21 protein-coding genes are annotated in these 24764 nt (G+C 71.0%); 19 read left to right on the plus strand and 2 right to left on the minus strand.

Features of this window, described 5'->3' with window-relative positions; genetic code table 11:
• Positions 1-279 precede the first annotated feature (279 nt).
• The 11 genes from GUY59_RS20580 (at position 280) to GUY59_RS20630 (ending at position 13709) form a co-directional block, all read left to right on the plus strand.
• A complete protein-coding gene (locus tag GUY59_RS20580; protein ID WP_252375012.1) occupies positions 280-1233 on the plus strand; it encodes an ABC transporter ATP-binding protein in 954 nt (317 codons plus the stop codon).
• Entirely contained in the window at positions 1223-2224 is a 1002-nt protein-coding gene (locus GUY59_RS20585; protein ID WP_161714627.1) for an ABC transporter ATP-binding protein, read from the plus strand. The genes GUY59_RS20580 and GUY59_RS20585 overlap by 11 nt, the downstream gene beginning before the upstream one ends.
• A complete protein-coding gene (locus GUY59_RS20590) occupies positions 2221-3180 on the plus strand; it encodes an ABC transporter permease (RefSeq protein WP_138202002.1) in 960 nt (319 codons plus the stop codon). Before GUY59_RS20585 ends, GUY59_RS20590 begins: the two co-directional genes overlap by 4 nt.
• On the plus strand, positions 3177-4235 hold the full coding sequence (locus GUY59_RS20595) for an ABC transporter permease (RefSeq protein ID WP_201761116.1): 1059 nt from the start codon (positions 3177-3179) through the stop codon (positions 4233-4235). Before GUY59_RS20590 ends, GUY59_RS20595 begins: the two co-directional genes overlap by 4 nt.
• Before the next feature lie 147 nt (positions 4236-4382).
• Complete coding sequence (locus GUY59_RS20600; RefSeq protein ID WP_138202003.1) at positions 4383-5978, plus strand: ABC transporter substrate-binding protein; 1596 nt, start codon at positions 4383-4385, stop codon at positions 5976-5978.
• A 170-nt stretch (positions 5979-6148) separates the two neighbouring features.
• Positions 6149-7354 carry an ROK family transcriptional regulator gene (locus GUY59_RS20605; protein ID WP_138202004.1) on the plus strand — a complete coding sequence of 402 codons (1206 nt, stop codon included), beginning with the start codon at positions 6149-6151 and terminating at the stop codon, positions 7352-7354.
• 34 nt (positions 7355-7388) lie between these two features.
• Positions 7389-8198 carry an ABC transporter permease gene (locus GUY59_RS20610; protein ID WP_138202005.1) on the plus strand — a complete coding sequence of 270 codons (810 nt, stop codon included), beginning with the start codon at positions 7389-7391 and terminating at the stop codon, positions 8196-8198.
• Positions 8195-8962, plus strand: a complete 768-nt coding sequence (locus GUY59_RS20615) for an ABC transporter ATP-binding protein (protein WP_138202006.1) — start codon at positions 8195-8197, stop codon at positions 8960-8962. The genes GUY59_RS20610 and GUY59_RS20615 overlap by 4 nt, the downstream gene beginning before the upstream one ends.
• A 45-nt stretch (positions 8963-9007) precedes the next feature.
• Positions 9008-9976: an aliphatic sulfonate ABC transporter substrate-binding protein gene (locus GUY59_RS20620; RefSeq protein ID WP_138202007.1), complete on the plus strand. Its 969-nt coding sequence runs from the start codon at positions 9008-9010 to the stop codon at positions 9974-9976.
• On the plus strand, positions 9973-11442 hold the full coding sequence (locus GUY59_RS20625) for a sulfatase-like hydrolase/transferase (protein ID WP_138202008.1): 1470 nt from the start codon (positions 9973-9975) through the stop codon (positions 11440-11442). Before GUY59_RS20620 ends, GUY59_RS20625 begins: the two co-directional genes overlap by 4 nt.
• Complete coding sequence (locus GUY59_RS20630) at positions 11439-13709, plus strand: family 43 glycosylhydrolase (RefSeq protein WP_138202009.1); 2271 nt, start codon at positions 11439-11441, stop codon at positions 13707-13709. Before GUY59_RS20625 ends, GUY59_RS20630 begins: the two co-directional genes overlap by 4 nt.
• A 77-nt stretch (positions 13710-13786) precedes the next feature.
• Here GUY59_RS20630 and GUY59_RS20635 read toward each other — a convergent pair whose 3' ends face one another.
• A complete protein-coding gene (locus GUY59_RS20635; RefSeq protein ID WP_138202010.1) occupies positions 13787-14653 on the minus strand; it encodes a fumarylacetoacetate hydrolase family protein in 867 nt (288 codons plus the stop codon).
• Positions 14654-14856: 203 nt separating this feature from the next.
• On the opposite strand from GUY59_RS20635, the gene GUY59_RS20640 reads away from it, so the two are divergent.
• The gene (locus GUY59_RS20640) at positions 14857-15774 is read left to right on the plus strand and encodes a hypothetical protein (RefSeq protein WP_138202011.1); all 918 of its coding nucleotides are present in this window, start codon (positions 14857-14859) and stop codon (positions 15772-15774) included.
• Positions 15775-15852: 78 nt separating this feature from the next.
• Here the strand turns inward: GUY59_RS20640 and GUY59_RS20645 are convergent, their stop codons facing one another.
• Positions 15853-17031 (minus strand): L,D-transpeptidase, encoded by a 1179-nt coding sequence (locus GUY59_RS20645; protein WP_138202012.1) that lies wholly within the window; start codon positions 17029-17031, stop codon positions 15853-15855.
• A gap of 150 nt (positions 17032-17181) precedes the next feature.
• Here GUY59_RS20645 and GUY59_RS20650 point away from each other — a divergent pair, with 150 nt between their 5' ends.
• The 7 genes from GUY59_RS20650 to GUY59_RS20680 all read left to right on the plus strand — a co-directional run bounded on the left by GUY59_RS20650 (position 17182) and on the right by GUY59_RS20680 (position 24642).
• Positions 17182-17910, plus strand: coding sequence for a hypothetical protein (locus GUY59_RS20650; protein WP_161714628.1), 729 nt, complete (start codon positions 17182-17184; stop codon positions 17908-17910).
• A gap of 78 nt (positions 17911-17988) precedes the next feature.
• Entirely contained in the window at positions 17989-19509 is a 1521-nt protein-coding gene (gene qcrB / locus GUY59_RS20655; protein WP_138208687.1) for a cytochrome bc1 complex cytochrome b subunit, read from the plus strand.
• Between the two features lie 414 nt (positions 19510-19923).
• Positions 19924-20628 carry a DUF4097 family beta strand repeat-containing protein gene (locus tag GUY59_RS20660; RefSeq protein WP_138208688.1) on the plus strand — a complete coding sequence of 235 codons (705 nt, stop codon included), beginning with the start codon at positions 19924-19926 and terminating at the stop codon, positions 20626-20628.
• 70 nt (positions 20629-20698) lie between these two features.
• On the plus strand, positions 20699-21304 hold the full coding sequence (locus GUY59_RS20665) for a hypothetical protein (RefSeq protein WP_138208689.1): 606 nt from the start codon (positions 20699-20701) through the stop codon (positions 21302-21304).
• A gap of 206 nt (positions 21305-21510) precedes the next feature.
• Positions 21511-21660, plus strand: a complete 150-nt coding sequence (locus tag GUY59_RS20670; protein ID WP_161714629.1) for a hypothetical protein — start codon at positions 21511-21513, stop codon at positions 21658-21660.
• Positions 21657-23105 (plus strand): PepSY-associated TM helix domain-containing protein, encoded by a 1449-nt coding sequence (locus GUY59_RS20675; protein WP_161714630.1) that lies wholly within the window; start codon positions 21657-21659, stop codon positions 23103-23105. The genes GUY59_RS20670 and GUY59_RS20675 overlap by 4 nt, the downstream gene beginning before the upstream one ends.
• 106 nt (positions 23106-23211) lie before the next feature.
• Positions 23212-24642, plus strand: a complete 1431-nt coding sequence (locus GUY59_RS20680) for an alpha/beta fold hydrolase (protein ID WP_138207355.1) — start codon at positions 23212-23214, stop codon at positions 24640-24642.
• Positions 24643-24764 lie beyond the last annotated feature (122 nt).

The following is a 24764-nucleotide window of genomic DNA, read 5'->3' on the forward strand; positions in this document are numbered from 1 at the left end:
CCGCGCTGGTCACGGCAACCGTGTCACGGCCCCCGGTGAAATCTTTTCGCAGGGCGAAAGGGCGGTGGCGGGCCGATATCGGCCAGCACATAGTGGCGTGACAAGAGTCGCACCCGATGAGGTCGCGGCGATCTGCCGCGCGCCGCCGGACCCTTTCTGACCACGCGGGCCGCCCCTCCCTAGCAACTCCCCGATGACGAAGGAGCGACGACGGTGCCGTCCCCACCGCTGCTCGAAGTGAAAGATCTATATGTCCGTTTCCCTACTCCAGCCGGACCGGTGAACGCCGTCGCCGGCGTGTCGTTCACGGTCTCGGCCGGTGAGACGGTCGCGGTGGTCGGTGAGTCGGGTTCCGGCAAGAGCGTGTCGTCGCTCGCGCTGCTGGGGCTGCTCGGCTCGGGCAACATCTCGGCGGGCTCGGTGCTGCTGCGGGACGAGGAGCTCGTGGGAGCCGGACCCGAGCGGCTGCGGCAACTGCGCGGCTCCGAGCTCGCCATGATCTTCCAGAACCCGATGAGCTCGCTGGACCCGCTGTTCACGGTCGGCGACCAGCTGGTCGAGGCGTTGCGGGCACACCGGCCCATGTCGCGCAGGGCCGCCAGGGCACGCGCCGTGGAGTTGTTGCGGGAGGTCGGGCTCCCGGATCCGGAGCGGCGCGTACGTGCCTATCCGCACGAGTTGTCCGGCGGGCAGCAGCAGCGGGTCATGGTGGCGATCGCCCTGACGGGTGAGCCGGCGCTGCTCATCGCCGACGAGCCCACCACGGCGCTGGACGTGACCGTCGAGGCGCAGATCCTGGAGCTGCTGCGTACCATGCAGCGCGAGCACGGCACGGCGCTGCTGCTCATCACGCACGACATGGCAGTGGTCGCGGAGACGGCCGACCGGGTCGTGGTGATGTACGCCGGGCGGGTGGTGGAGCATGGCCCGGTGGCGGAGGTGCTGCGCTCGCCGCGCAACCCGTACACGCGGGCTCTGATCGACTCTATCCCGACGCCGGCCACCCCGCGCGACCGGCCCATGCCGGCCATCGCGGGGAGCGTGCCGACGCCGGCGGAGGCGCCTTCCGGCTGCCGGTTCCATCCGCGCTGCCCGTCGGCGCTGGAGCGCTGCTCGGAGGCGGAACCCCCGCTGTACGGGCTGGAGCCGGGCCGGGCCAGCCGGTGCTGGCTGCACGAGGGCGCGCCGCAGACCCCGCCCGCGACGGCCGGCGAGGTGCACCATGTCGCCTGACGCGCCCACGTCGGAGGCGCCGCTGTTCGAGGCGCGTGACCTGGTCAAGCGGTTCCGGTCGCGGGGCACGGTGGTCCAGGCGGTCAACGGCGTCTCGCTGCGGATCCCGCGCGGCCGCACGGTGGGGCTGGTGGGCGAGTCGGGGTCGGGCAAGTCGACGGTGGCCCGGCTGGCCCTGCGCCTGCTCGATCCCACCTCGGGGCAGGTGACCTTCGACGGCGTCGACCTGCTGCGCGCCTCGCGGGGCCAGATGCAGGCGCTGCGGCGCCGGATGCAGATCGTCTTCCAGGACCCGCTCGGCTCGCTGAACCCGCGCATGCGGGTGCTGGACGCGGTCGGGGAGCCGCTCGCCGTGCACCGCATCGCCAAGGGCTCCGCCCGGGTGGACCGCGTGGTGGAGCTACTGGAGCGGGTCGGGCTGCGCTCGTCCGACCTGTACAGATTCTCCCACCAGTTCTCCGGCGGGCAGGCGCAGCGCATCGGCATCGCGAGGGCGCTGGCCACCGCCCCCGACCTCATCGTGTGCGACGAGGCCGTCTCGGCACTCGACGTCTCGGTGCAGGCCCAGATGCTGAACCTGCTCAAGCGGCTGCAGTCCGAGCTCGGGCTGTCCTACCTGTTCATCGCGCACGACCTCAACGTGGTGCGGTACATGGCCGACGAGGTCTGCGTCATGTACCTCGGGCAGATCGTGGAACGCGGCGACGGTGACACGTTGTTCGCCGACCCGCGTCACCCGTACACCGAGATGCTGGTCTCCGCTCTGCCCGAGTTCGCGCCCGAACGGGCCGACGGGCGGGCGCGACGGGCGGTGCCGCGCGGCGAGCCCGCCAGCCCGAGCAGTCCCCCGCCCGGGTGCCGATTCCATCCGCGCTGCCCGAAGGCGATGCAGCGGTGCCGGGAGGAGGCGCCCGCCCTGCACGGCGTCGCGGACGGAAGGGCCGTGGCCTGTCACCTGTTCGACGCCGGGCGGGAGGCGAGCGCACAATGATCGGCTACACGCTGCGCAGGCTGGGGTACGGCGTGGTGGTCATGTGCCTGGTCACGGTCTTCGTGTTCGTGATCATGCGGCTGGTGCCCGGCGACGCGGTGAGCCTGCAGTTGCAGGACACCGGCGTCAGCAAGGAGGCGGCCGACGCGCTGCGCGGCGAGTTCGGCCTGGACGACCCGGTGTGGGTGCAGTTGGGGGAATGGCTCGCCGGCGCCGTCCAGGGAGATCTCGGCACCTCCTTCTACAACAAGGAGCCGGTCATCGACCTGTTCCTGGCGCGGGTCCCGGTGACCGTGCAGCTCGGTCTGCTGGCGATGCTGGTCGGCACGGCGCTCGGCCTGACGGTCGGAATCATCGCCGCCGTCACCCGCGGCTCGGTCACGGACAGCGCGCTGCGGGTGTTCGCGGTGGCGTTCCTGTCGGTCCCGAACTTCGTCATCGCCCTGCTGCTGCTGACCGCGTTCGCGCTCTGGTTCGCCTGGTCCCCGCCGCTGGTGTACGCCCAGCCGACCGAGGACTTCACCAGCTGGGCCCAGCAGATGGCGATCCCGGTGTTCGCCCTGGGCACCGGGGGGATGGCCGCGGTCGCCCGGCTGACCCGCTCGTCGATGCTGGAGTCGCTGGGCTCCGACTACATCCGCACCGTGCGCGCCAAGGGCGTGCGGGAGCGCACCGTGGTGCTCAAGCACTCGCTGCGCAACTCGACGATCGCGGTGCTGACGCTGCTCGGCCTGGAACTGGCCACCGTGCTCGGCGGAACGGTGATCATCGAGCGCATGTTCGGCCTCCCCGGCACCGGACAGCTCATCTACCAGGCGGTGCTCGACCGGGACTATCCGGTGGTGGTGGCCTGCACGATCTTCTACGCGGCCCTGTTCGTCGTCACGATCATCCTGATCGACCTGCTGTACGCGCTGGTCGATCCGCGGATCCGGACCGGGAAGGCGCTGTCGTGACCGAGAAGCAGACCTTGACCGGGACGCGCCCGGTCTCTCCCGCGCCCCGGCCGCCGCGCGGAGCCGCGCTCCGGCGCGGGCTGAAGGCACTGCGCGTCTTCATGCGCTCGCAGCCGCTGGGCGCCGCCGCGCTGCTGCTGATCTGCTTCTTCGTGCTGGTGGCGCTGCTCGCTCCGTGGATCTCACCGTACGATCCGCTGGAGCAGTTCCGCAGGGACATCCTGGAGCCGCCCTCGGGCACCTACCCGTTCGGCACCGACGACCTGGGCCGCGACGTGCTGAGCCGGACGATCCACGGCGCACGGACCTCGTTGATCGTCGGCGTCACGACCACCGGTGTCAGCCTGGTGCTCGGCACCGTGATCGGCGTGACCTCCGGCTATTTCGGCCGAGGGCTGGATCTGGTGGTGCAGCGGGTGATGGACGCGGTGCAGGCCGTCCCCGGGATCGTGCTGCTGCTGTTCATCGCGGTGATCCTGGGCCCGTCGGTGCGCAACACGATCATCGCGCTGACCGTGGTCATCACCCCGTCGTTCAACCGCATCGCCCGCGCCGAGACGCTGCGGGTCCGCCAGGAGCCGTACGTCGAGGCCGCGAGGGCGACCGGAGCACGCGCGCCGCGCATCCTGGCCCTGCACGTGCTGCCCAACATGCTGGCCTCGGTGCTGACCCTGGGCAGCCTCATCTTCGCCGGCGTGATCATCGCGGAGTCGGCGCTGAGCTTCCTCGGCATCGGCGCGCCACCGCCCACCCCGTCATGGGGCCTGATGCTCTCCGAAGGGGTGCGCTACGTGGAACGCGCCCCCTGGCTGATCATCGTGCCCTCCGTCGCCCTGTCGATCGCCGTGTTCAGCTTCAACCTGCTCGGCGACGCCCTGCGCGACCATCTCGACCCCCGCCTGCACCGGTCGGCCACCGACCGGGTCACCGGGCTCTGGTGGGGGCGCCGCATGCTGTCCCGGCTGGCCCCGAGCCTGGCCCGTGCGACCGAGCAGAACGTTTCCACCGGCGGGGCGGCCGGTGGAGCCCCCCGTCCCTCGGAGCCACCGCGCTGAGGCGCGCTGATCAAGTGGAGGCAGGAACATGGAACACGCACGGAAAGGACGGTACGCCCCGACCGGCGAGGCTGCCGGCGAGGCTGCCGGCGAGGCGAACCTCCCATCGGCCCGCGCGACGATCGCCGTTTCTCCCCGGAGGCCCGCGTGATACGCCGTACGCGACGGGGCGCGGCGGCACTCATCGCGGCGCTGCTCCTGTCCGCCTGCGGCGGTGACGGCGGTGACGACGGCGAGGCGAGCGGCAACGCCGCCCCGGCCGGCGACCCCAGGCCGGGCGGCTCCCTCGTGCTGCAGCTCCCCACGGAGATCGACGAGGGCCTCAACCCGATGACCACCAGCGACCCGTCCACGATGGGGCTCATCTCGGGCGTCGTCTACGAGAAGCTGGTGGAGTACAAGACCGGGCCGGACGTCACGTCGCTGGAGATCGTGCCCGACCTGGCCGAGTCGTGGAAGATCTCCAAGGACGGCAGGACCTACACCTTCAAGCTGCGCGAGGACGTGCGCTGGCACAACCTCCCCCCGGTCAACGGACGGCCCTTCACCTCCGACGACGTGGTGGCCACGTTCGAGGCGCTGCAGAAGACGACCGAGGTCCACAAGTGGATGATCGAACCGGTCGAGAGCATCGAGGCGCCGGACGACCACACCGTGGTGTTCAAACTGAAGCACGCCTACAGCCCGCTGCTGGACTACCTCGCCTACCACTTCAACATGATCTTGCCCAGGGAGGGTCTCGAGGGCGAGTTCGACATGCAGAAGCAGGCGATCGGCACCGGCCCGTTCATGCTGGACAAGCACACCCCGAACGTCGAGTGGGTGTTCAAGAAGAACCCCGACTACTACATCAAGGGCAGGCCGTACCTCGACGAGATCCGGCGCCCGATCATGAGTGACATCGCCGCCGTCACCGCCGCGCTGCGCAGCGGACGCCTCGACGTCGGCACCACCAGCGACGTCAACGTGGCCAGGAGCCTCGACGACAAGGGCTTCACCGTCAACGAGACCCCGGGCGCCCCGGTCAGCGTCTTCATCAACCCCGAGAGGGAGCCGTTCGACGATCCGAAGGTCCGGCAGGCCTTCATGGAGGCCATCGACTGGGACGGCATGGGTCAGAACATCCGGGGCCGCTACAACCTGACCTCCCTGGTCAGGCCGGACATCTCCACCGCGGCGCTGAGCAAGGAGGAGGTGCTGAGGCTCAGGCCGTACAGTCCGCAGAACGCCAAGAAGCTGCTCGCGCAGGCCGGGCTGCCCAACGGGTTCAGCACCAAGCTCATGGTGCAGCGCGTGGACGACGAGGACGTGCGCGAGGCGCAGTGGATGCAGGACGACCTCGCCAAGGTCGGCATCAAGATGGAGCTGGAGATGGTCGACCCGAGCACGGGCATCGACCGTCGGCGCACCCACGACTTCGCGGTGGCCAAGGCGCTGCGCGGTGTGCACCTGCCCGACCAGGTCTGGCGGGACTTCGAGCCCGACTCGCTGGAGAACTACACCCAGATCGACGACAAGGAGCTGTACGAACTGCTCGACCGCTCGCGCACCGAGCTCGACGACGACAAGCGCAACGAAATCTACAAGCAGATGCAGATCCGGATGGAGACGGTGATCCGCCAGGTCCACTACCCGATCCAGAAGTTCGACTACTCGATCTACAGCGAGCGGGTGCGCGACCTGTACGACAGCCCGATCTATCAGGGCAAGCGGCTGGCGGACGTGTGGCTGAGCGACTCGTGACGGCCGCCCGTCGCGATCACGCAGCGCCCGGGGCCGTTACGTGAACGTTATAGTTCGCCCTCGAACTCTTTCGTGCCCGCGCCTTCGCAGCTCAGGAGGGTGATCGGGGGCAAAGATTGATTTTTCCGGGTTATTGACGAAAAACACGGTGGCTAGGCAGACTCGGCCGTATGTCACAACCCGGTGGCCCCCTGTCACAGCTCCGGCGCGGGCACGAGGAGCTCGTGCTCGGGCTGCTGCGCAAGCACGGCCCGCTCAGCCGCGGCGAGCTAGGCAGGCGCTGCGGGCTGTCCCGCACCACCCTGTACGACATCCTCGCCGAGCTCGTGGCCGCCGGCGCGGTCGTCACCGCGAGCCGGCGTGAGGCGCCGCGCGGACGCGGCAGGCCGGCCGAGACCCTGACCCTCAACCCGGAGGCCGGCCAGGCGATCGGCATCGACTTCGCCCGTCGCGGGCTGCACGTCGCGGCCGTCAACCTGGCGCACGAGATCGTCGGCTCGGCCAGCGAACCGCACGACGCGGACCTGCCGTGGGAGCAGCGGGCCGAGCTGGCAGGCCGGCTCGTCGGCTCCCTCACCGGCGGCACACTCAACCTGGGAGCGCTCAGCGCGATCGGCGTCGGCGTGGTCGGCCCGGTCGGCGACCCCGACGACGACTCCGGGAAAGGAACGGACGGTCCGCACCCGGCGCAAGTGCTGCTGCGCGAGCGGTTCGGCGTGCCCGTGCTGCTGGACAACAACACCAGGCTCGCCGCTCTGGGCGAGGCGATCTGGGGCGCCGCGGCCGGCGTACGCGACGTGCTGTACCTGCGGTTGTCCCACGGCGTCGGCGGCGGGCTGGTGGTCGGCGGATCGCTGCACCGCGGCGCGTACGGCCTGTCCGGCGAGTTCGGCCACATCACCGTCGACCAAAACGGCGCCCGCTGCGACTGCGGCGGCGCCGGCTGCCTGGAGACCGTCGCATCGATCAGGGCCGTCCTCGACGCCTACCGCGCGGCCGGAGGGCACGCCGGCCACGCGGCAGGCGTGCCCGAGCTTGCCAAGGCGGCCAGGGCAGGCGACGCGGCGGCGCTGACCGTGCTGGACGGCGTGGGCACCCACGTCGGCGGCGTGCTCGCCGCCCTGTGCAACGCGATCGGCCCCAGCGTGATCGTGGTCGGCGGCGAGCTGGCGGAGACCGGGACGGCCCTGACCGACCCGATCGAGCGGGCACTGCGCGCCCACGTCATGCCCGTCTCCCGGCACCGGGTCAGCCTGCGCCGCGCCACCCTCGGCGAGGTCGCCGGCGCCCTCGGCGGCATCGCCCTGGTGCTGCACGAGTCCCCACTGCTTTCTCGTTATCCGGCCGGCCCGGATCTCGCGAAGGAGCCCCAATGACACCTCACCACACCGAAGCGGCGGAGGTGGGCTCGTGACACCGCTCACCGCGCTGGGCAAGTCGCCGGCGGCCCCGGCCGCGCGGCGCGGTCCCGGACGTCCCCGGCGCGCCATCGCGCTCAATCTGCTCGCGGTCGTCCTCGGCCTGATCATCTGGACGTTGCTGGCGTCGATCGGCGTGCAGGGCCTGCCCGGCCCGCTGCAGGTGGCGGCCAAGGCGGGCGAGCTGATCGCCGACGGCACGCTGCTGGACGACGCCCTCGCCAGCCTGCGCAGGGTGCTGCTGGGCTTTCTGCTCGGCACTTTCCTGGCCGTCCCGATCGGCTTCCTCATGGGCTGGTACACCACCGCGCGCGGCCTGCTGGAGCCGTACGTGCAGTTCTTCCGCACCATCCCGCCACTGGCGATCATCCCGCTGGCGATCGTGCTCATGGGCATCGGCGAGGTGCCGAAGGTCTTCGTGATCTTCCTGGCGTCGTTCCTGTCCAGCGTCGTGGCGACGTTCCAGGGCGTGGTGGACGTGGACAAGACGCTGATCAACGCGGCCCGCGTGCTCGGCGCCTCCGACCGGACCATCTTCCTCAAGGTCGTGGTGCCGGCGTCCACGCCGTTCATCCTGGTCGGGATGCGGGTCGGGCTGGGCTCGGCCTGGGGCACGCTGGTCGCCGCCGAACTGATCGCGGCCCAGGAGGGCCTCGGCTTCCGCATGCAGCAGGCCCAGCTCTACTACGACCTGTCCACCATCTTCGTGGGGCTGATCGCGATCGGCCTGCTGGGCCTGCTGATGGACCGGCTGCTGCTGCTCGCCGAGCGGCGCCTCACCGGCTGGCAGGAGCGCCGATGAACACCAAGATCTCTTTCACCGACGTGGCCAAGACCTACCCGGTCAAGGACGGCACGTTCACCGCGCTCGACCGGGTGTCGCTGGACATCGCCGACCGCGAGTTCGTCACGGTCGTGGGACCCTCGGGCTGCGGCAAGAGCACGCTGATGAGCATGGCCGCCGGGCTCGTCGAGCCGACCTCGGGCGAGGTGCTCGTCGACGGCGTGCCCGTCGCCGGCCCCGGACCCGACCGTGGGGTGATCTTCCAGCAGTACGCGCTGTTCCCGTGGCTGACGGTGCGCAAGAACGTCGAGTTCGGGCTGAAGCTGACCGACCTCCCGGCCGGGGAACGACGACGGCGGGCCGAGCGGGCGATCGAGCTGGTCGGGTTGTCCGACTTCGCCGACGCGCTGCCCAAGACGTTGTCCGGCGGCATGAAGCAGCGCTGCGCGATCGCCCGCGCGTACGCGGTGAACCCGCAGGTGCTGCTCATGGACGAGCCGTTCGGCGCGCTCGACGCACTGACCAGGGTGCAACTGCAGGACCAGCTGCTGGACACCTGGAGCCAGGAGCAGCGCACGGTCATGTTCATCACCCACGACGTGGACGAGGCCGTCTACCTGGCCAGGAGGGTCATCGTCATGGCTGCGAGGCCCGGCCGCATCCAGCAGATCATCGACGTGGACCTGCCGTACCCCAGGACGGAGGAGATGCGGCTGTCGCCCGAGTTCGGACGGATCCGCAACGAGGTCTGGCACGCCGTCTACCACCAGGCCCCGGCCTGACCCCTCCGGACCCCGCTGTCACCACCAGGAAAGGACTGATCCGCCATGCGTTCTCTTCGCCGCGCCCTGACGGCCGCCTCGGCGGTGAGCCTGCTGACACTCTCCGTGACCGCGTGCTCCGACGACGGCTCCACGGTCAGGTTCGGCTACATCAGCGACTACAACGGCGCGAGCCTCCTCGCCATCGCCGACAAGCAGGGCCTGTGGGACAAGCAGGGCCTCACTCCCGACATCAAGGTCTTCACCAACGGGCCCCTGCAGATCCAGGCGCTCGGCGCCGGCGACCTCGACTTCGGCTACATCGGCCCGGGCGCCATGTGGCTGCCCGCCACCGGCAAGGCCAAGGTCGTGGCGGTCAACACGCTCGCGTACGCCGACCGCGTCATCGGGCGGCCGGGCGTCAAGACCATGCAGGACCTCAAGGGCAAGAAGGTCGGCGTGCCCGAGGGCACGTCCGGCGACATGGTGCTCAACCTGGCCCTGGCGAAGGCGGGCATGACCGCCAAGGACATCCAGAAGATCCCCATGGACCCGGCCACGGTCGTCTCGGCGTTCTCGGCCGGGCAGATCGACGGCGCCGGCATCTGGTACCCGCTGATCGACACGATCAAGCAGAAGGTGCCGGGCATGGTGGAGCTGGCCAGCACCAAGGAGTTCCCCGACAGTTCGTTCCCGACCGCGTTCGTCGGCGGCACCGGCGTGGACAAGGAGGTCACCCGCAAGGTGATCAAGGTGCTGCAGGAGGCCAACGACTGGCGGGCCGCGCATCCCAAGGAGTCGGTCACCGAGGCGGCCGCGCTGCTCAAGCTCGACGAGGCCAAGGTCACGGCCGACGCGGCGAACGTACAGGTCATGAGCACCTCCGACCTGGTCGCCAAGACCAAGGACGGCACGGTCGCCAAGTGGCTGAACAGCCTGGGCGACTTCTTCGTCAGCACCGGCCAGCTGAAGTCGCGCCCGGACCCCGCGACCTACTACACCGGCGACCTCTACACGGAGGCCTACCAAAAGTGAACCTGCTGTTCCTGATGACCGACCAGCACCGCGTCGACACCCTGGGCTGTTACGGCAACCCGCACGTGGCCACGCCCAACCTGGACCGGCTGGCCGCGACCGGCACGCGGTTCGACCGGTTCTACACGCCGACGGCCATCTGCACGCCGGCACGGGCGAGCCTGCTCACCGGGCAGGCGCCGTTCCGGCACCGGCTGCTGGCCAACTACGAGCGCAACGTCGGCTACCTGGAGGACCTGCGCGAGGACGCGTTCACCTTCCCCGAGGCGCTGAAGGAGCGCGGCTACCAGCTCGGGCTGATCGGCAAGTGGCACGGCGGCACGAGCCGCAACGCCGCCTCCTACGGCTTCGACGGGCCCGACCTGCCGGGCTGGCACAACCCGGTCGACCATCCCGACTACCTGGCCTACCTGGAGGAGCGGGGGTTGCCGCCGTACCGGATATCGGACCTGATCCGGGGCACCACGCCCAACGGCAACCAGGGCAACCTGCTGGCGGCTCGGCTGCACCAGCCGGTGGAGGCGACGTTCGAGCACTACCTGGCGACCCGGGCGATCGAGCACATGGAGCGCTACGCCGCCGACGGGCGGCCGTTCTTCCTGGCCACGCACTTCTTCGGGCCGCACCTGCCGTACCTGCTGCCGGACGAGTACTTCGACATGTACGACCCGAGCCTGGTGGAGCTGCCGCCGTCGATCGCGGAGACGTTCGAGGGCAAGCCGCCGGTGCAGCGCAACTACAGCGCGCACTGGACGTTCGACACGATCCCGATCGAGGTCACCCGCAAGCTGATCGCGGTCTACTGGGGTTACGTCACGCTGATCGACGAGCAGATCGGCCGCATCCTCGACCGGATGGACGAGCTGGGGCTCACCGATCAGACCGCGGTGTTCTTCACGGCCGACCACGGCGAGTTCACGGGCGCGCACCGGCTGCACGACAAGGGCCCGGCGATGTACGAGGACATCTACCGCATCCCCGGCATCGTCCGGATTCCCGGCGAGCAGCCGCAGGTCAGGAACGAGTTCGTCTCGCTCACCGACTGCACGGCGACAATCCTGGAACTGGCCGGGTGCGACACCAAACCGGCCGTGGACAGCCGCAGCCTGGCGCCGATCGTCCGCGGCGAGCAGCCCGAGTGGCCTGGCGAGCTGCTCGCCGAGTTCCACGGCCACCACTTCCCCTACCCGCAGCGGATGATCCGCGACGACCGCTACAAGCTGATCGTCAACCCGGAGTCGGTCAATGAGCTGTACGACCTGCACGCCGACCCGCACGAGCTGAGCAACCGCTACACCCACCAAAAGCTGGCCGCGGTCCGCCGTCGCATGATGCGCCGCCTGTACGACCTGCTGCGCGAGCGCGGCGACAACTTCTACCACTGGATGACCCCGATGTACGACATCGGCGCACTCGACTACGACCCCACGCTGAGCTCCTTCGAGAAGGAGGGCACCGCCGGATGAGGACCCCCTTGGCCATCGCCGCGTTGCTGGCCGGCATGGTCACCGCCCCGTTACCCGCGGCCGCCTCCCCCACCTACACCAACCCCGTGTCGGCGGGTGCGGTGGACACGTTCCCCGACCCGACGATGATCCACGCCAAGGACGGCCTCTGGTACGCCTACGGCACCCAGAACCCCGTCTTCAACAGCAAGGGCGAGGACGGCGAGCGCATCCTGCCGATCCTGCGTTCGAAGGACATGGTCACCTGGGAGTACGCGGGTGAGGTGTTCACCCCGCAGACCCAGCCGGCCTGGCACGACGGCGCCCGCCTCTGGGCGCCCGACATCAGGTACATCAACGGCACGTACTACCTCTACTACTCGGTCTCCCCCAAGGGTGGTGACCTCGGGCTGGCGACGGCGCCGACCCCGGCGGGCCCGTGGACGGACAAGGGCGGCATCCTGCCCGCCGCCACCCGGGCGACGTGCCCTACCGGCCACATCGACTCGGCGCAGTTCACGGACGTCGACGGCGCCCACTACATGTACTGGGGCAGCTACGACGTCGTCTGCGTGGCCAGGATGAACGCCGACGCGACCCGCGTGGAGGGCGCGGCGACGCAGGTGGCCAGAGGCCGCAGGATGGAGGGCGCCTACGTCGTCCGCCGCGGCGGGCACTACTACATGCTCTACTCCGACGGCGGCTGCTGCCAGGGCTCCTTCAGCGGCTACCAGGTCAAGGCGGGCCGCGCCACCAGCCCGTTCGGTCCGTTCACCGACGACGAGGGCGCCGGCCTGATGGACCTGACCAGCAAGGGCGCGATCGTCGCCGGCGCGAACGGCAACCGCTGGACGGGCACCGGGCACAGCGGCTTCCAGACGGACCTGTCGGGCCAGGACTGGCTGGTCTACCACGGGGTCTCGACGGACGACCCCGACTTCCCGCCGATCGGCGGCGGGAGGCTCACCAACCTCAGCAAGCGCCCGTTGCTGATCGACCGGCTGGACTGGATCGCCGGCTGGCCGGTGGTCCGCGCCGGCGCCGGTCCGTCAGAGGGCGCCCAGCCCGCGCCGGTGACCTCGTTCGACGCCGGAGGCACCCTCAACGAGGGCCTGACCGGCTGGCGGGCCGAGGGCGGCTGGTCGCACAAAACCGAGCAGGACGCCAAGGGCTACGCCACGCACGCGGGCCACGGAGACTCCTTCCTGGTCTCGGCGCGCAGGACCGCGTCCGCCGACGTGCGGGCCCAGGCGGACCTGCGGGTCACGTCGGGTAAGGCGGGGCTCGCCCTCGCGCACGTCAACCGCCGCAACCACGTGGTCGCCTGGCTCGACAGGAACCGCAAGGCCCTGGTCACCGACGTGGTGATCGGCGGCAGGAGCCGCGGCGCGTCGGTGACGGCGCTGCCTGCCGGGTTCGACTTCGGTGTCTGGCACAACGTCGTAGCCGAGCTGCGCGGCACAAAGCTGACCGTCCAGGTGAGCGCCGGCCGGCTGGGCGACCCCGTCGCTGAGCAGACTCGCAGCGTGCCGAGAGCGGCCGCCCGTCGCGGCGCGGTGGGCGCGGTCGCGCGCGGCACCGCCGACGCCGACAACGCCGGTGCCGCCAGGCTGTACACCCCGGTCACCGAGCGGGTACCCGAAAGGGAGCCCGGCGAGCCGCTGCCCGCCCACAGCGACGAGTTCGACGGCACCTCGGTCGGCGAGCCCTGGCAGTGGGTACGCGGCCAGGCCGCGGGGGTCACCGTGTCCGGCGGCGTGCTGTCCTGGCCCACCCAGAACGCCGAGCTGTTCCGGGACACCAACACCGCGTCGGTACTGCTCAGGGACGCGCCGGAGGGCGACTACACGGTGGAGGCGAAGCTGAGGTTCGCGCCGGCGCAGGGCAACCAGCAGGCCGGCATCCTGCTGTACGAGAACGACGACCGCTACTTCAAGCTGGCGCACTCCGCGCTCCCGCTGTCCAGGGGGGACGGGGCGGTGCTGCGGATGAGCGAGTTCGCCAAGGAGGGCGAGCGGCCGACGGCCACGCCGCCGATCTCCGATGCCAACGGCGCGATGTTCGGCGGTCCCGCCGCGGAGACGATGTGGTTGCGGTTGTCGTACCACCATGACACCGCGAACGACGAGAGCGAGGTGCGCGCCGCGACGAGCAGGGACGGCGAGCACTGGGTGCGCAACGGTGTCTGGACCCTTCCGGCGAAGGACCAGCTCAGGATCGGCCTGTTCTCGATGAACAAGGCCGGCGCCGTGGCCGGGTTCGACTATGTCCGGACCTACCGACACTGATCACCGCCCGGTGGCGGACGTCCCCGCCCGCCACCGTGGGCCTGTTGCTGTCGCGGGTGACCCGTCGCAAGTGCTCGTCAGCGCATGGCGTCCAGGCCCCTCACCACGCTGGTGGTCAGCGTGCCGACGTCGGAGATGGTGATGGTCACCGTGTCACCGTCCTGGAGCGTGAACGGCAGGTCGGGGACGAGGCAGGTGCCGGTGGCCAGCACCGCGCCGTCGGGGAAGACGTCGGCGCGGAACAGGTAGGAGGCCAGGTCGTCGAGGCGCCGGTTGAGCTGCGAGGTGTTCGCCTTGCCGTCCCACACCGTCTCGCCGCCCCTGGTGATGGTGAGCGTGATGTCCAGCGCGTACGGGTCGGCGACCTCCCACGCGGGCCTGATCCCGGGGCCCACCGCGCACGCGCCCAGATAGATCTTGGCCTGCGGCAGGTAGAGCGGGTTGACGCCCTCGATGGTGCGCGAGCTCACGTCGTCGACCACCGTGTAGCCGGCGATCTCCCCTGCGGCGTTGAGCACCAGGCCGAGCTCGGGCTCCGGCACGTCGATCTCCGAGTCGTCGCGCGCCGCGATGCGTCCGCCGTGCCCGGAGACCTTCCAGGCCGCGGACTTGAAGAAGAGCTCGGGTCTTTCCGCGTCGTAGACCAGTTCGTACACGTCGGCGGCCCGCTCGCTCTCCACGACCCTGGCCTCGCGCGAGCGCCGGTAGGTCACGCCGGCGGCCCACACCTCCATCCGCCCGTCCACCGGAGGCAGGAGCCGTACGTCGGCCGGGGCGTGCCGGGGACCGTCGGCGTCCTCGCACAGCGCGCGCATGCCGGCGGACGGGTGCCGGAGCAGTTCGCCGACGGTGGTGATCCCGGGCAGTTCCACTACCTGTTCACCGTTGTCGATCCCGACCGCGTCCGCACCGGTCAGAGGGTTGGTGAACCGTACGATCTGCATTGCCTGCTCCTAGCTCCATCAGACGAGGGGCAAAGTGTCATCGGATGAATTGTCCCCTATCTCGTCAAGTGTGGAGGTTTGTCCGCCCGAGACCGGACGCCACGGCATCGCCGGGCGAACACCCCGGAAAAACACCGCGCCTCTACGCATCCGAACGGGTACGCTGCGTGACTGCGGATCGTACGCTTCGATGGCGGTGACCAGTGGCACAGGACGGCGCGCTCCTCTTCCCTCCCCGGCCCGACGCGGCCATGACCTGGGACGGCTACGTCGCCGGCCTGCGGGCGCTGCGGGCCTGGGCGGGAGCTCCCGGCGACGCCGAGCTCGCCGCGGCGGTGCGCGGCCTCACCGCTCACATGATCGACGACGTGCTGGGCGAGGGTCGCACGGACATCCCCGACCGCCGCACGTCCGAGCAGATCGTACGCGCCTGCCTGCTCGTACGGGGCCGCTCCGACGAGGAGATCGCCCAGGAACAGGCCCTGTGGCGCACGGCGTGGGACCGCGTGCACGGCGCCGAGCAGGACCCGGCCCCGCGGGGCAGGACGTTCAAGGTCGCCCTGAGCGTGCTCTTCCCGGCCGTGACCGGTGTGGCGGGCAATCTCGCCACCAGCAACCTGCACAACCCATGGGTGTGGGGCGCGCTCGCTGCGGTGCTGGCCGTGCACGCCGGTCTGCTGCTGGCCGGGCCGTCACGGTGGGTGCGCGGGCCGCTGCGGGTCGCGGCCGCCTCGCTGGCCGCCGTCGTCGTGACGGGCTGCCTGGTCCTCGTGCCCGTGTCCCCTGGCACACCGCCCGCGTGCTGGAGAGCCGACCCCCGCACCTACATCAAGCCGCCGGTCGACGACCCTGACCTCGGGGTCACCTGGGAGAAGGGCTTCGCCTGCGAGAACGCCGGAGGAACGGTGCACGCGGGGCCGGGCGCGGCCACCACGAAGGTGGGACGGCTGGACCGCGAGGGCCCCGACATCTTCCTGTGCGTCGTCGAGGCGGACGACGGGCACTGGTACCGCACCATGGCCGACGAGTCGTGGGCGAACCGCGGATGGGGCTACATCCCGCAGGCGCACGTCAGGGCCGAGCATCCCGTGCCCGGCATGCCCCCCTGCCCGGGGGTCTAGAGAAACACGAGGAACTCGTCCTGCGACGGCGGTGTCCTCCGGTCGGTCCGCGCCTCCGGGTGCGCTGACGCGCGGGCGTCAGCCGTTGACCGGGGTGCCGAGCGCGCTGCCGGCCAGCCAGTCCTCCCACGACTTCGCCCACGGCGTCGGCCCGTTGCCGAACCTCAGCTTCCTGGACGTGCCGGTGACCTCGATGATGTCGCCCCGCTGGGTGAACTCGTAGAACCAGCGGGCGTTCTCCGGGCTCGCGTTGACGCAGCCGTGGCTGACGTTGCGGCTGCCCTGCTCGCCGGTCGACCAGGGCGCGGCGTGAAAGAACGTGCCGCTGTAGGTCATGCGCACGTTCCACTTCGTACGGATGCGGTATTCGCCCGGCTTGCCGACGGTGGCCGAGTCCATGACGATCTCCGGCGCCTTCTCCTGGGCGATCATGACGCCCGAGTAGCTGTCGTCGTCCGGCTTGCCCAGGCTGACCGGCATGGTCTTGACGACGTCGCCGTTCTTCCGCACCACCGCCTTGTGCGCCTCCGCGCTGACCTTGGTCACGTGCTCGGGCCCGACGGTGAACGTCAGCCGGCGATCCTTGGAGCCCCACAGGCCGTCGCCCGCCCGTACGCCCGCAAGATGCGCCACCACCGTCACCTGCTCCCCCACCGGCCAGTACTCGCGCGGCCTGAACTGCACCTCACGGTCGCTCACCCAGCTCCACGCCCCCTCGACCGGCTGGGACATCCGCACCTCCAGCGACCGCTCGACCGCGGCCCGGTGCTTCCCGCCCGTCACCGGCCGGGACAGCAGCAGTTGCACGGGCATCCCGACCCCCACCGTCTCGCCGTCCAGGGGCGACATGCCGCTCTTCAGCACACGCTCCGGCTTCAGCGTGGTGAACGTGGTCGTGCCGGTGACCGGCCTGCCGTCGGCGCCCGTGGCCCGTGCGTTGACCGTGTACCGGGTCGAAGGCCGCAGCGACCAGCGGGGACGCCACGTGCCGTCGGCGCCCACGGAGCCCCGTACCTCGCGTCCCTTGGCGTCGGCCACGGTCAGCGCGACGACCTCGCCGCCCGTGACCTTGACGCCGACCCCGGTGTCCGGGGCGACCCGCTCCGCGCCGTCGGCGGGGGTGATCGACAGCTTGGCCGCCGGTGGCCGTGCCCCGTCCGGGGCCTGCGAGCCGCCGCCCGCCGTGCATCCGGCGATCAGGAGCAGTGCCGCTGTGAGGGTGCCGCCGTGGGTCGTGCCGGTCCGGCCGTTCCGCATCACTGATGCCTCCGTGCCTGACGGATAGGGGTTTCGCTGCCAGATGCCCTACCTGCCCAGAACGGGCGGGGCCCATGCGGCGGCTCACCGGCGAGCCTCCGCGCGGGACGGTGTTGCGACCGTGACCGGCCGCCGAGGATCATCGACGGGGTGGACTACTACGTGATCACCACGTCGGGCGAGCCGTCAACGGCGGCCATCCTCGTCGAGGAGTTCCTCCTCGACGACGACTACACCGCCACCGGCATCGACACGACCGTCTGGCGACCGGCACCGGACGGGCCGGGGGGCGAACCGGCGCGTGCGGCGGCCGGTGGAGAGGGGCCGTCCGACGTGGTGCCCGGGGCCCGGGGCTGGGCGGGCGCCGCGCGGCTCAGCCGCGCCCTGCGTTCCGACGCCGGGTTGCGGGCGAGGATGACGGCGGTGGACCGGCGGGCGGCGGCGGAGGCGTACACGCGGGTGTGCGGCGGCGAGCTGCCGTCCGAGCCGGAGCTGCGGACGCGCTCCGAGCGCCAGCCCCTTCCCGGGGAGACCCCGCTCGACCTGGGGACCCTCGGCGGCTCGTCGGGCGGCGCACGCCGCTACCGCATCCTGTTCGCCGGAGAGCTCGACGCCGGCGCGCTGGCGAGCGCGCGCACCGCGCTGCGGCTGGAGCCGAGCGACGACCCGCGCGTGGCCGGGGCCGCCTCGGCCGGCGCCGACGGCCACGGCTTCTCCTGGGAACTGCGCCGGATCGGTACGGGCATCGCCTGGTGCGTGGACGTGACCGCGCGGCTGGGCCCGGCCCCCGCCACGGCGCTCGGCACACTGCTGCACCACCACCGGCAGGCGGTCCGCGCGCTGGGGCCGGTCCCCGTCACGGTCGAACGCTTCGCCTGAGGCCGCCCGGTGTCACATCCTCCGCGCCTGTCCCGTCTTGTTAGGTAACGGGCTAACCATGACATAGGCGGGTTGAGGATGAAGGCCAGCTCTTTGGCGGGAGCACTCGACGACCGGATCGGCGGGGCCGGTTTCCTGAAGAAGGCGATGCGGAAGATCTTCCCCGACCACTGGACGTTCCTGCTCGGCGAGATCGCCCTGTACGCGTTCGTGGTCGTGCTCCTCACCGGTGTCTTCCTCACGTTCTTCTTCAAACCGAGCATGCAGGAGGTGATCTACGACGGTTCGTACGTGCCGCTGCAGGGCGTCGCGATGAGCGAGGCGTACGCCTCCACCCTGGAGATCAGCTTCGAGGTGCGGGGCGGCCTGCTGATGCGGCAGATGCACCATTGGGGCACGCTGATCTTCCTCGCCGCCATCGTCGTCCACATGCTGCGCAACTTCTTCACCGGCGCCTTCCGCAAGCCGCGCGACCTGAACTGGCTGATCGGCGTGGCCCTGTTCGGGCTGGTGATGCTGAACGGGCTGTTCGGCTACTCGCTCCCCGACGACCTGCTGTCGGGTGCCGGACTGCGCATTCTGCACGGGGTCACGATCTCGGTGCCGCTGGTGGGCACGTACCTCGCGATGTTCCTGTTCGGCGGCGAGTTCCCCGGAGGGGACATCATCCCTCGCCTGTACAGCCTCCATGTCCTGCTGATCCCCGCGCTGCTGCTCCTGCTCATCCCGCTGCACGCGGTGGTGCTGACCTGGCGGCAGACGCACACGCAGTTCAGGGCGAAAGGGTTGACCGACCGGGTGGTGCGCGGCGCCCCCTTCTTCCCCACGTTCCTGGCCAAGACGACGGTGTTCTTCCTGTGGGTGCTGGCGGTCATCACGCTGCTGGCGACGCTGTTCCAGATCAACCCCATCTGGTTGTACGGACCGTACCTGCCGAGCACGATCAGCGCGGGCTCGCAGCCCGACTGGTACATGGGCTTCCTGGAGGGCGCGCTGCGCATCATGCCGCCGTGGGAGTTCACCGTGCTCGGGCACACGGTGACCATGGGTGTGCTCATCCCGGCCCTGGTGGCGCCGGGACTGCTGTTCACCGCGCTGGCGCTCTACCCGTTCCTGGAACGGTGGATCACCCGCGACCACGCCGTGCACCACCTTCTCGACCGGCCGAGGGACGTGCCCGTACGCGCCGGCCTCGGCGTCGCCGGGATCGCCTACTACGGCGTGCTCTGGCTGGCCGGCGGCAACGACCTGATCGCCTCGACGTTCCACATCTCGTTGAACGCCACGACGTGGATCTTCCGCGTCGCCATCGTCGCCGCGCCCGTGCTGGGCTACGTGATCACCCGGCGGATCGCCCTCGGGCTGCTGGCGCGCGACCAGCACACCGTCGCGCACGGTGTGGAGACCGGGGTCATCGTACGGGGCCACGACGGTGCGTACAGCGAGATCGAGAGGCCGGTCACCGAGGAGGAGGCCGCCGTGCTCGTACCCGCCGAGCTGCCCGCCCTCCCCCGTGGGAACGGTTCCCCGGACGACGGGGTGCCGCCGCCCCGGGGCCGCAGGTTCCGGGACGCCCTCCAGCGTTCCTGGAACCGCTGAAGGGGCCGCTCGCACGCGACCAGGGCCCCTGAGGCCGGCTGAGCGAGCCGGTGAACTGGAGCGACCGCTGCTGTCGTTCGTCGAACCGACCAGGGCGGGGCCGGGCTCGATGCACTGCAACCCTCTGACCCATCGTCCGAGCGTCCTTCCGTTCCAGGCACCGGCAGCGCAGTCTCGGGGACTTCACCTAAGGGTGGGGCAGGCACTACCGACGAGTGGCCCGCCAACGTCAATGTCGCCGCTCACAAGGATCTCTAGAGTCTTTCCCATGACGGCCACCCAGCGCCTCACCGACGTCGGCCACGTCGACCACAATGTGCCGGTGCGCAGGGCCCTGCCGAACATGGCCCGAGCGATTCGCCTCCAGGGGACCGCCGGAGTCCTGTACAGCCGGAACACTCAGTATTGGACATCATGAAGACGCAGAGAACGGCGGTGACCGCGAGCCTCCTCGCGCTCGTGGCGGTGTTGACAGGGTGCGGCTCCAGCGGCTCGCTGGATGAGGCGGTCGTGTCGTACGACGTCACCGACAAGGTGGCGGCGCTGCACGTCGGAACCGACGCAGGGACCGTCGAGGTGGTCCAGTCGGATCGCCGGGGCATCCGCGTGACGGAGCGGTTGACCTGGCGCAAGAACAAGCCGGAGACCAGTCACAAGGTGAAGGGCGACACGCTGGAGCTGACGTTCGCCTGCCCCACCACGTGGGGGTGGGGCGCCATCGGCGACTCCTGCGACGTGAACTACCAGGTGGAGGTGCCCGAAGGACTCCAGGTCAAGGTGAGCTCCGACTCAGGGACGCTGACGCTGAAGAACCTGTCGGGCGACGTGGACGCCCTCACCGACTCCGGGACGATCGGAGCCACCGGGCTGACGGGCCGGCGCGTCGTCACGAGGACCGACTCGGGTGACACGAACCTGGCTTTCACCGGGCGGCCCGACCAGGTCACGACCACCACGGACTCGGGCAGGACCGTGATCGAGGTGCCGCGGGGGCCGTACAACATCGTGGCCCGGACGGACAACGGCGACAAGGACATCAAGGCGCCGAGCGACCCCTCGGCCCAGCGGACGATCGAACTGAACAGCGACTCGGGAGACCTGGCGGTCGTGACACCCTGACGGGCGCCCCCTGGGTGCTGAACCGTTGCCGGGCGGCCGCCGTATCTCCTCGTGTGAGCGGTGATCGCGTTTGAACGCCGACCAGAAAGGAAGCGGCACCGGCAGCAGGGACACCGCGCGGGCCGGCCGGGCCGGCCTGCGCGGGCTGCGGGCGGCGGTGTTCGCGGTGGTCAGCGTGTTCGCCGCGCTGGGCATGCACGTGCTGGCCGGAGGCCCGGACGCCCGCCTGGTGACCGTCGTCGCCGCGACCCTGGTGACGGGTGCGGGCGCGTACGTTCTCGCCCGGCGGCAGCGGTCACTGGGCACCCTGCTCGCCGCCTCCTTCGCCGCGCAGTACGGCATGCACCAGCTCTTCGGCTCGGGCGCTGCCGCCTTCCCCGGCCATCATGGCGGCGGCCTCCACACCGGGACCGAGCTCGGCCCCGGGACCGGCATGGTGTTGGCCCACGTGCTCGTCGCGGCGGTGTCGGCGTGGTGGTTGCGGCGCGGCGAGACGGCGCTGCTGGCGTTGGCGTCCCTGCTGGCCTGCTCGCTGCGCGGCCTCTGGGACCGGCTGACCACCCGCCTTGCGCCGACCCCTGCGCCACGCCCCGGGCTCGTCCCCGCGGCTCCCGGCGACGTCGCCGTCCCGCCCGTGCTGGCCTGGACGTTGTGCCGGCGGGGGCCGCCTCGGTAACGGGCGCCCGCCCGCGATCTCGTACCCACCGGAACGTTCCGCCCCGGCACCTCGGCAGCGCGCACAGGACGTGCCGCCCACAACGCCTCGGCAGCGCTCACACCAGACGTTCCCACCCACGACGCCTCGGCATCCCACACGCCGGACGTTCCGCCCAGGGCCGCTGACCGTGCCCGCCCGCCTTCGGCGCGGCTCGCCGTCCCGCTGTGAGACGGCCGGTTCGTCATGGCCGCCTGCCGGTCACGCTGCCGGTCACGCTGCCGGTCGCGCTGCCGGTCGCGCTGCCGGTCGAGGCCGCCCCGCGTTTCCCGCGCCCGCCCTTCGCGTGCGCGCACTCCGGAACGGAGCCCCCATGACCTCTGTCCAAGCGCGGCCGGAAACCTCCCGGCCCGCGGCAGCACCCTCCCCCGCCTCCTCCCAGCGGTACCGGGTCGTCTGGCGCTGGCACTTCTACGCCGGTCTGTTCGTGGCCCCCGTCCTGCTGGTCCTCGCCGTCACGGGCTCGATCTACCTGTTCAAGGAGCCGTTCGAGGCGTGGCGCTACCAAGACGTACGCACCCTCGCCGAACCCGTCACCGCGCCCCGCCCCCTGTCCGAGCAGATCGCCGCCGCGCAGAGCACGCTTCCCGGTACGCCCGTCATGTCCGTCATCCCGCCCACGTCCCCCGACCGCACCACCCGCGTCATTCTCCAGGGCTCGGAGTCGGGCCCGTTCGCCGAGGGCATCTCGGTGTACGTCGACCCCTCGACCGCGCAGGTCGTGGGCCGGATCGACGACTCGGCCACGTTCATGCGCGTCGTACGGACGGTCCACGGCGAACTGATGTCCGGCACGGTCGGCGACCGGATCGTGGAGATCGCCGCGTGCTGGGCGCTGATCCTCGTCGCCACGGGCACGTACCTGTGGTGGAGCGGCCGGCGTACCCGCACGAAGCCCGCCAGGTCGGGACGCGGCCGGCTGCGTCGCGTGCACATCGTGACCGGCGTCGGCGGGGGCGCGGTGGTGGTGTTCCTCGTCCTGTCCGGGCTCCCGTGGTCGGGCGTGTGGGGTGACGGCCTGCAGCGCATCCAGGCCGGTACGGGCTCCACGACCCCGAGCGCGGACGACTACCCGAACACCTCCGCCCCGCCCCTGTCCGGGGACCTGTCCGACCACCCGGACGCCAAGGTGCCCTGGGCGGCGGAACGCCTTCCCGTGCCGCCGTCCGGCGACGAGCACGCCGGGCACGGCAGCACGGCCGGCGTGCTGCAGCCCGGCGCCCTGCCCGTCGAAGCCGCCCTCACCGCCGCCGAGCCCAGGATCAGGCAGTGCCCGGCCGCCGAGTGCGACGTCAAGGTGCTGCTTCCCGACGGGCCGCGCGGCGTCTACACGATCGTGACCGACCACCGCCGGGACCCGTCGGCCGCGCAGACCCTCCACGTCGACCAGTACAGCGGCCGCGTGCTCGTCTCGTACGGCTGGGACGAGTACGGCGTCATGGCCAAGGCCGTCGAGCAGGGCATCGCGCTGCACGAAGGCCGCAGGTACGGCACCGCCAACCTGGTCGTCATGCTCGGCGCCTGCCTGACCCTGATCACGCTGGTCGTCACCGGGACATGGATGTGGTGGAAGCGCCGCCCGCGCGGCCGGGCCGGCGCCCCCGCCCGCGCCACGAACCGGCGCACGGCGTACGGCGTGATGGCCATCATGGCGCTGCTCGGCCTGCTGTTCCCGCTGGCGGGCGTCACGATGGTCGCGGTGCTGCTGCTGGACTGGCTGGTGCTGCGCCGGATCCCGGCGGCCGCGCGCGTGTTCGGCTGACCCCGCTCGTGTCGATGCGCTGGTCCCCGAGGTAGTCCTGGCACTAGTTCGGGGACGGGCCGCTGCACGATCGAGATCCGGCGGTGCGGCGGCCAGCCTTGGAGGCATGCATCTGACAGCAACCAGCCTCCTCCTGCTCGGCTCGCTCACCGTCGTTCCCTCCTCCTCCCACACTCTCGAATGGGGTTCGTGCCAGGGCGACGACCGGCCCAAGGACCTGCAGTGCGCCTCCATCCAGGTGCCGCTCGACTGGAAGAAGCCGCAGGGCCGCACACTGACGCTGCGGATCGCCCGGCTGCCCGCGACCGGGGCCGGCAGGGGCACCGTGTTCAGCATCCCGGGCGGGCCCGGCGGGTCAGGCATCGACGACCTGTCCTACCGGGGCGCCACCTTCTCCGCCCTGCGCGAGCAGTTCGACGTGGTCAGTTTCGAGCCGCGCAACGCCACCACGTACGGCCGGCTGCCGGTCAGGTGCTTCGCCACCGGGCCGTGGCTCACCCGGCCGGACACGCCCGGCGCGTACGCGAAGCTTGGAGCCAAGGTGCGGCGGAGCGCCCAGGAGTGCAGGAAGCTCGACCCCGCCTTCTTCGACCACCTCGACTCGGCTTCCGTGGCGCAGGACATCGACGCCGTCCGCTCCGCGCTCGGCCAGAAGCGGCTGAGCTTCGTCGCCACCTCGTACGGAGGGGTGCCCGCCGTCGCCTACGCCCGGCTGTTCCCCCACCGGGTGCGGGCGATGTACCTCGACGGGGCGGTCAACCAGCTGCGCGACGCGGCGACGGATGCGCGTGTCCGGTATCGCACGTACGAGGCGCAGTTCGGCCGTTTCGTGTCATGGTGCGAGTCGGTGGACGTGTGCGGCAAGGACATGGGCGGGCGCTGGCGCACGCTGGTCGCGAAGGCGGACCGTGCGCCGATCCCCGTCAAAGGCCGGCCGGACGGGGAGAAGGTCACGTACAGCGGGTTCGACCTCCAGGTGGCCGCGATGCCGAACCTGGTCGGGCCGGGGCCCGCGCCCGCGTATCCGCGCTGGCGGCAGCTCGCCGCGGCCGTACGCCAGGCCGAACGCGGGGACGCCGCCGGGTTCGCGGACTACGTGCACGCAGGGGTGGGCAGCCTGAAACCGCCGTCGTTCGTGGGCATGAACGCCACCCAGTGCGCCGACGGGCTGCGCTTCCGCGGCTACCGCGAATATCGAGCCGTGCGGGCGATGGGCGAGCGGGTCTCGCCGAACCTCGCCGGCATGGGGCTGTGGCACCGCCTCGGGTGCACGGGATATCCCGTGCCGGTGAGCAACCCGGCCAAGCCGCTGCCGTCAGGGCTGCCGCCGTTCCTCGGAGCGGGCACGTGGACCGACCACGACGACACGGCCGACATCGTAGGCCGGGTGCCGGGGTCGGCGACGGTCCGCTTCGACGGGCACGGCCACGGCCTCTACCTCACGGGCAACGCCTGCGTCATCGCGCACGCCAACGCCTACCTCACCGACCTGCGGCTGCCGCCCGCGGGCACCACCTGCCACCCGCCGAAGCCGTGACCCTCACGGGCCGGAACGGGTCTCGCCGCACACCACGACGTACGGCGAGACCCGTCCGTACCCCCGGGACGAGGGAGCTCGTCAGGTGAGCAGCCCGGCGAGGGCCAGGGCGGGTTCGGGGT

Origin of the sequence: Nonomuraea sp. K271 (genome assembly GCF_009908215.1) — a bacterium.
Lineage (GTDB): Bacteria > Actinomycetota > Actinomycetes > Streptosporangiales > Streptosporangiaceae > Nonomuraea > Nonomuraea longispora.

What these genes read in the sequence shown, in the direction of transcription:
- GUY59_RS20675 (WP_161714630.1), top strand. Translation starts at nt 21,657, where the DNA reads ATGACCTCTGTCCAAGCGCGGCCGGAAACCTCCCGGCCCGCGGCAGCA.
- GUY59_RS20635 (WP_138202010.1), bottom strand. Translation starts at nt 14,653, where the DNA reads ATGCAGATCGTACGGTTCACCAACCCTCTGACCGGTGCGGACGCGGTC.
- GUY59_RS20605 (WP_138202004.1), top strand. Translation starts at nt 6,149, where the DNA reads ATGTCACAACCCGGTGGCCCCCTGTCACAGCTCCGGCGCGGGCACGAG.
- GUY59_RS20660 (WP_138208688.1), top strand. Translation starts at nt 19,924, where the DNA reads ATGAAGACGCAGAGAACGGCGGTGACCGCGAGCCTCCTCGCGCTCGTG.
- GUY59_RS20620 (WP_138202007.1), top strand. Translation starts at nt 9,008, where the DNA reads ATGCGTTCTCTTCGCCGCGCCCTGACGGCCGCCTCGGCGGTGAGCCTG.
- qcrB (WP_138208687.1), top strand. Translation starts at nt 17,989, where the DNA reads ATGAAGGCCAGCTCTTTGGCGGGAGCACTCGACGACCGGATCGGCGGG.
- GUY59_RS20615 (WP_138202006.1), top strand. Translation starts at nt 8,195, where the DNA reads ATGAACACCAAGATCTCTTTCACCGACGTGGCCAAGACCTACCCGGTC.
- GUY59_RS20585 (WP_161714627.1), top strand. Translation starts at nt 1,223, where the DNA reads ATGTCGCCTGACGCGCCCACGTCGGAGGCGCCGCTGTTCGAGGCGCGT.
- GUY59_RS20590 (WP_138202002.1), top strand. Translation starts at nt 2,221, where the DNA reads ATGATCGGCTACACGCTGCGCAGGCTGGGGTACGGCGTGGTGGTCATG.
- GUY59_RS20680 (WP_138207355.1), top strand. Translation starts at nt 23,212, where the DNA reads ATGCATCTGACAGCAACCAGCCTCCTCCTGCTCGGCTCGCTCACCGTC.
- GUY59_RS20630 (WP_138202009.1), top strand. Translation starts at nt 11,439, where the DNA reads ATGAGGACCCCCTTGGCCATCGCCGCGTTGCTGGCCGGCATGGTCACC.
- GUY59_RS20645 (WP_138202012.1), bottom strand. Translation starts at nt 17,031, where the DNA reads ATGCGGAACGGCCGGACCGGCACGACCCACGGCGGCACCCTCACAGCG.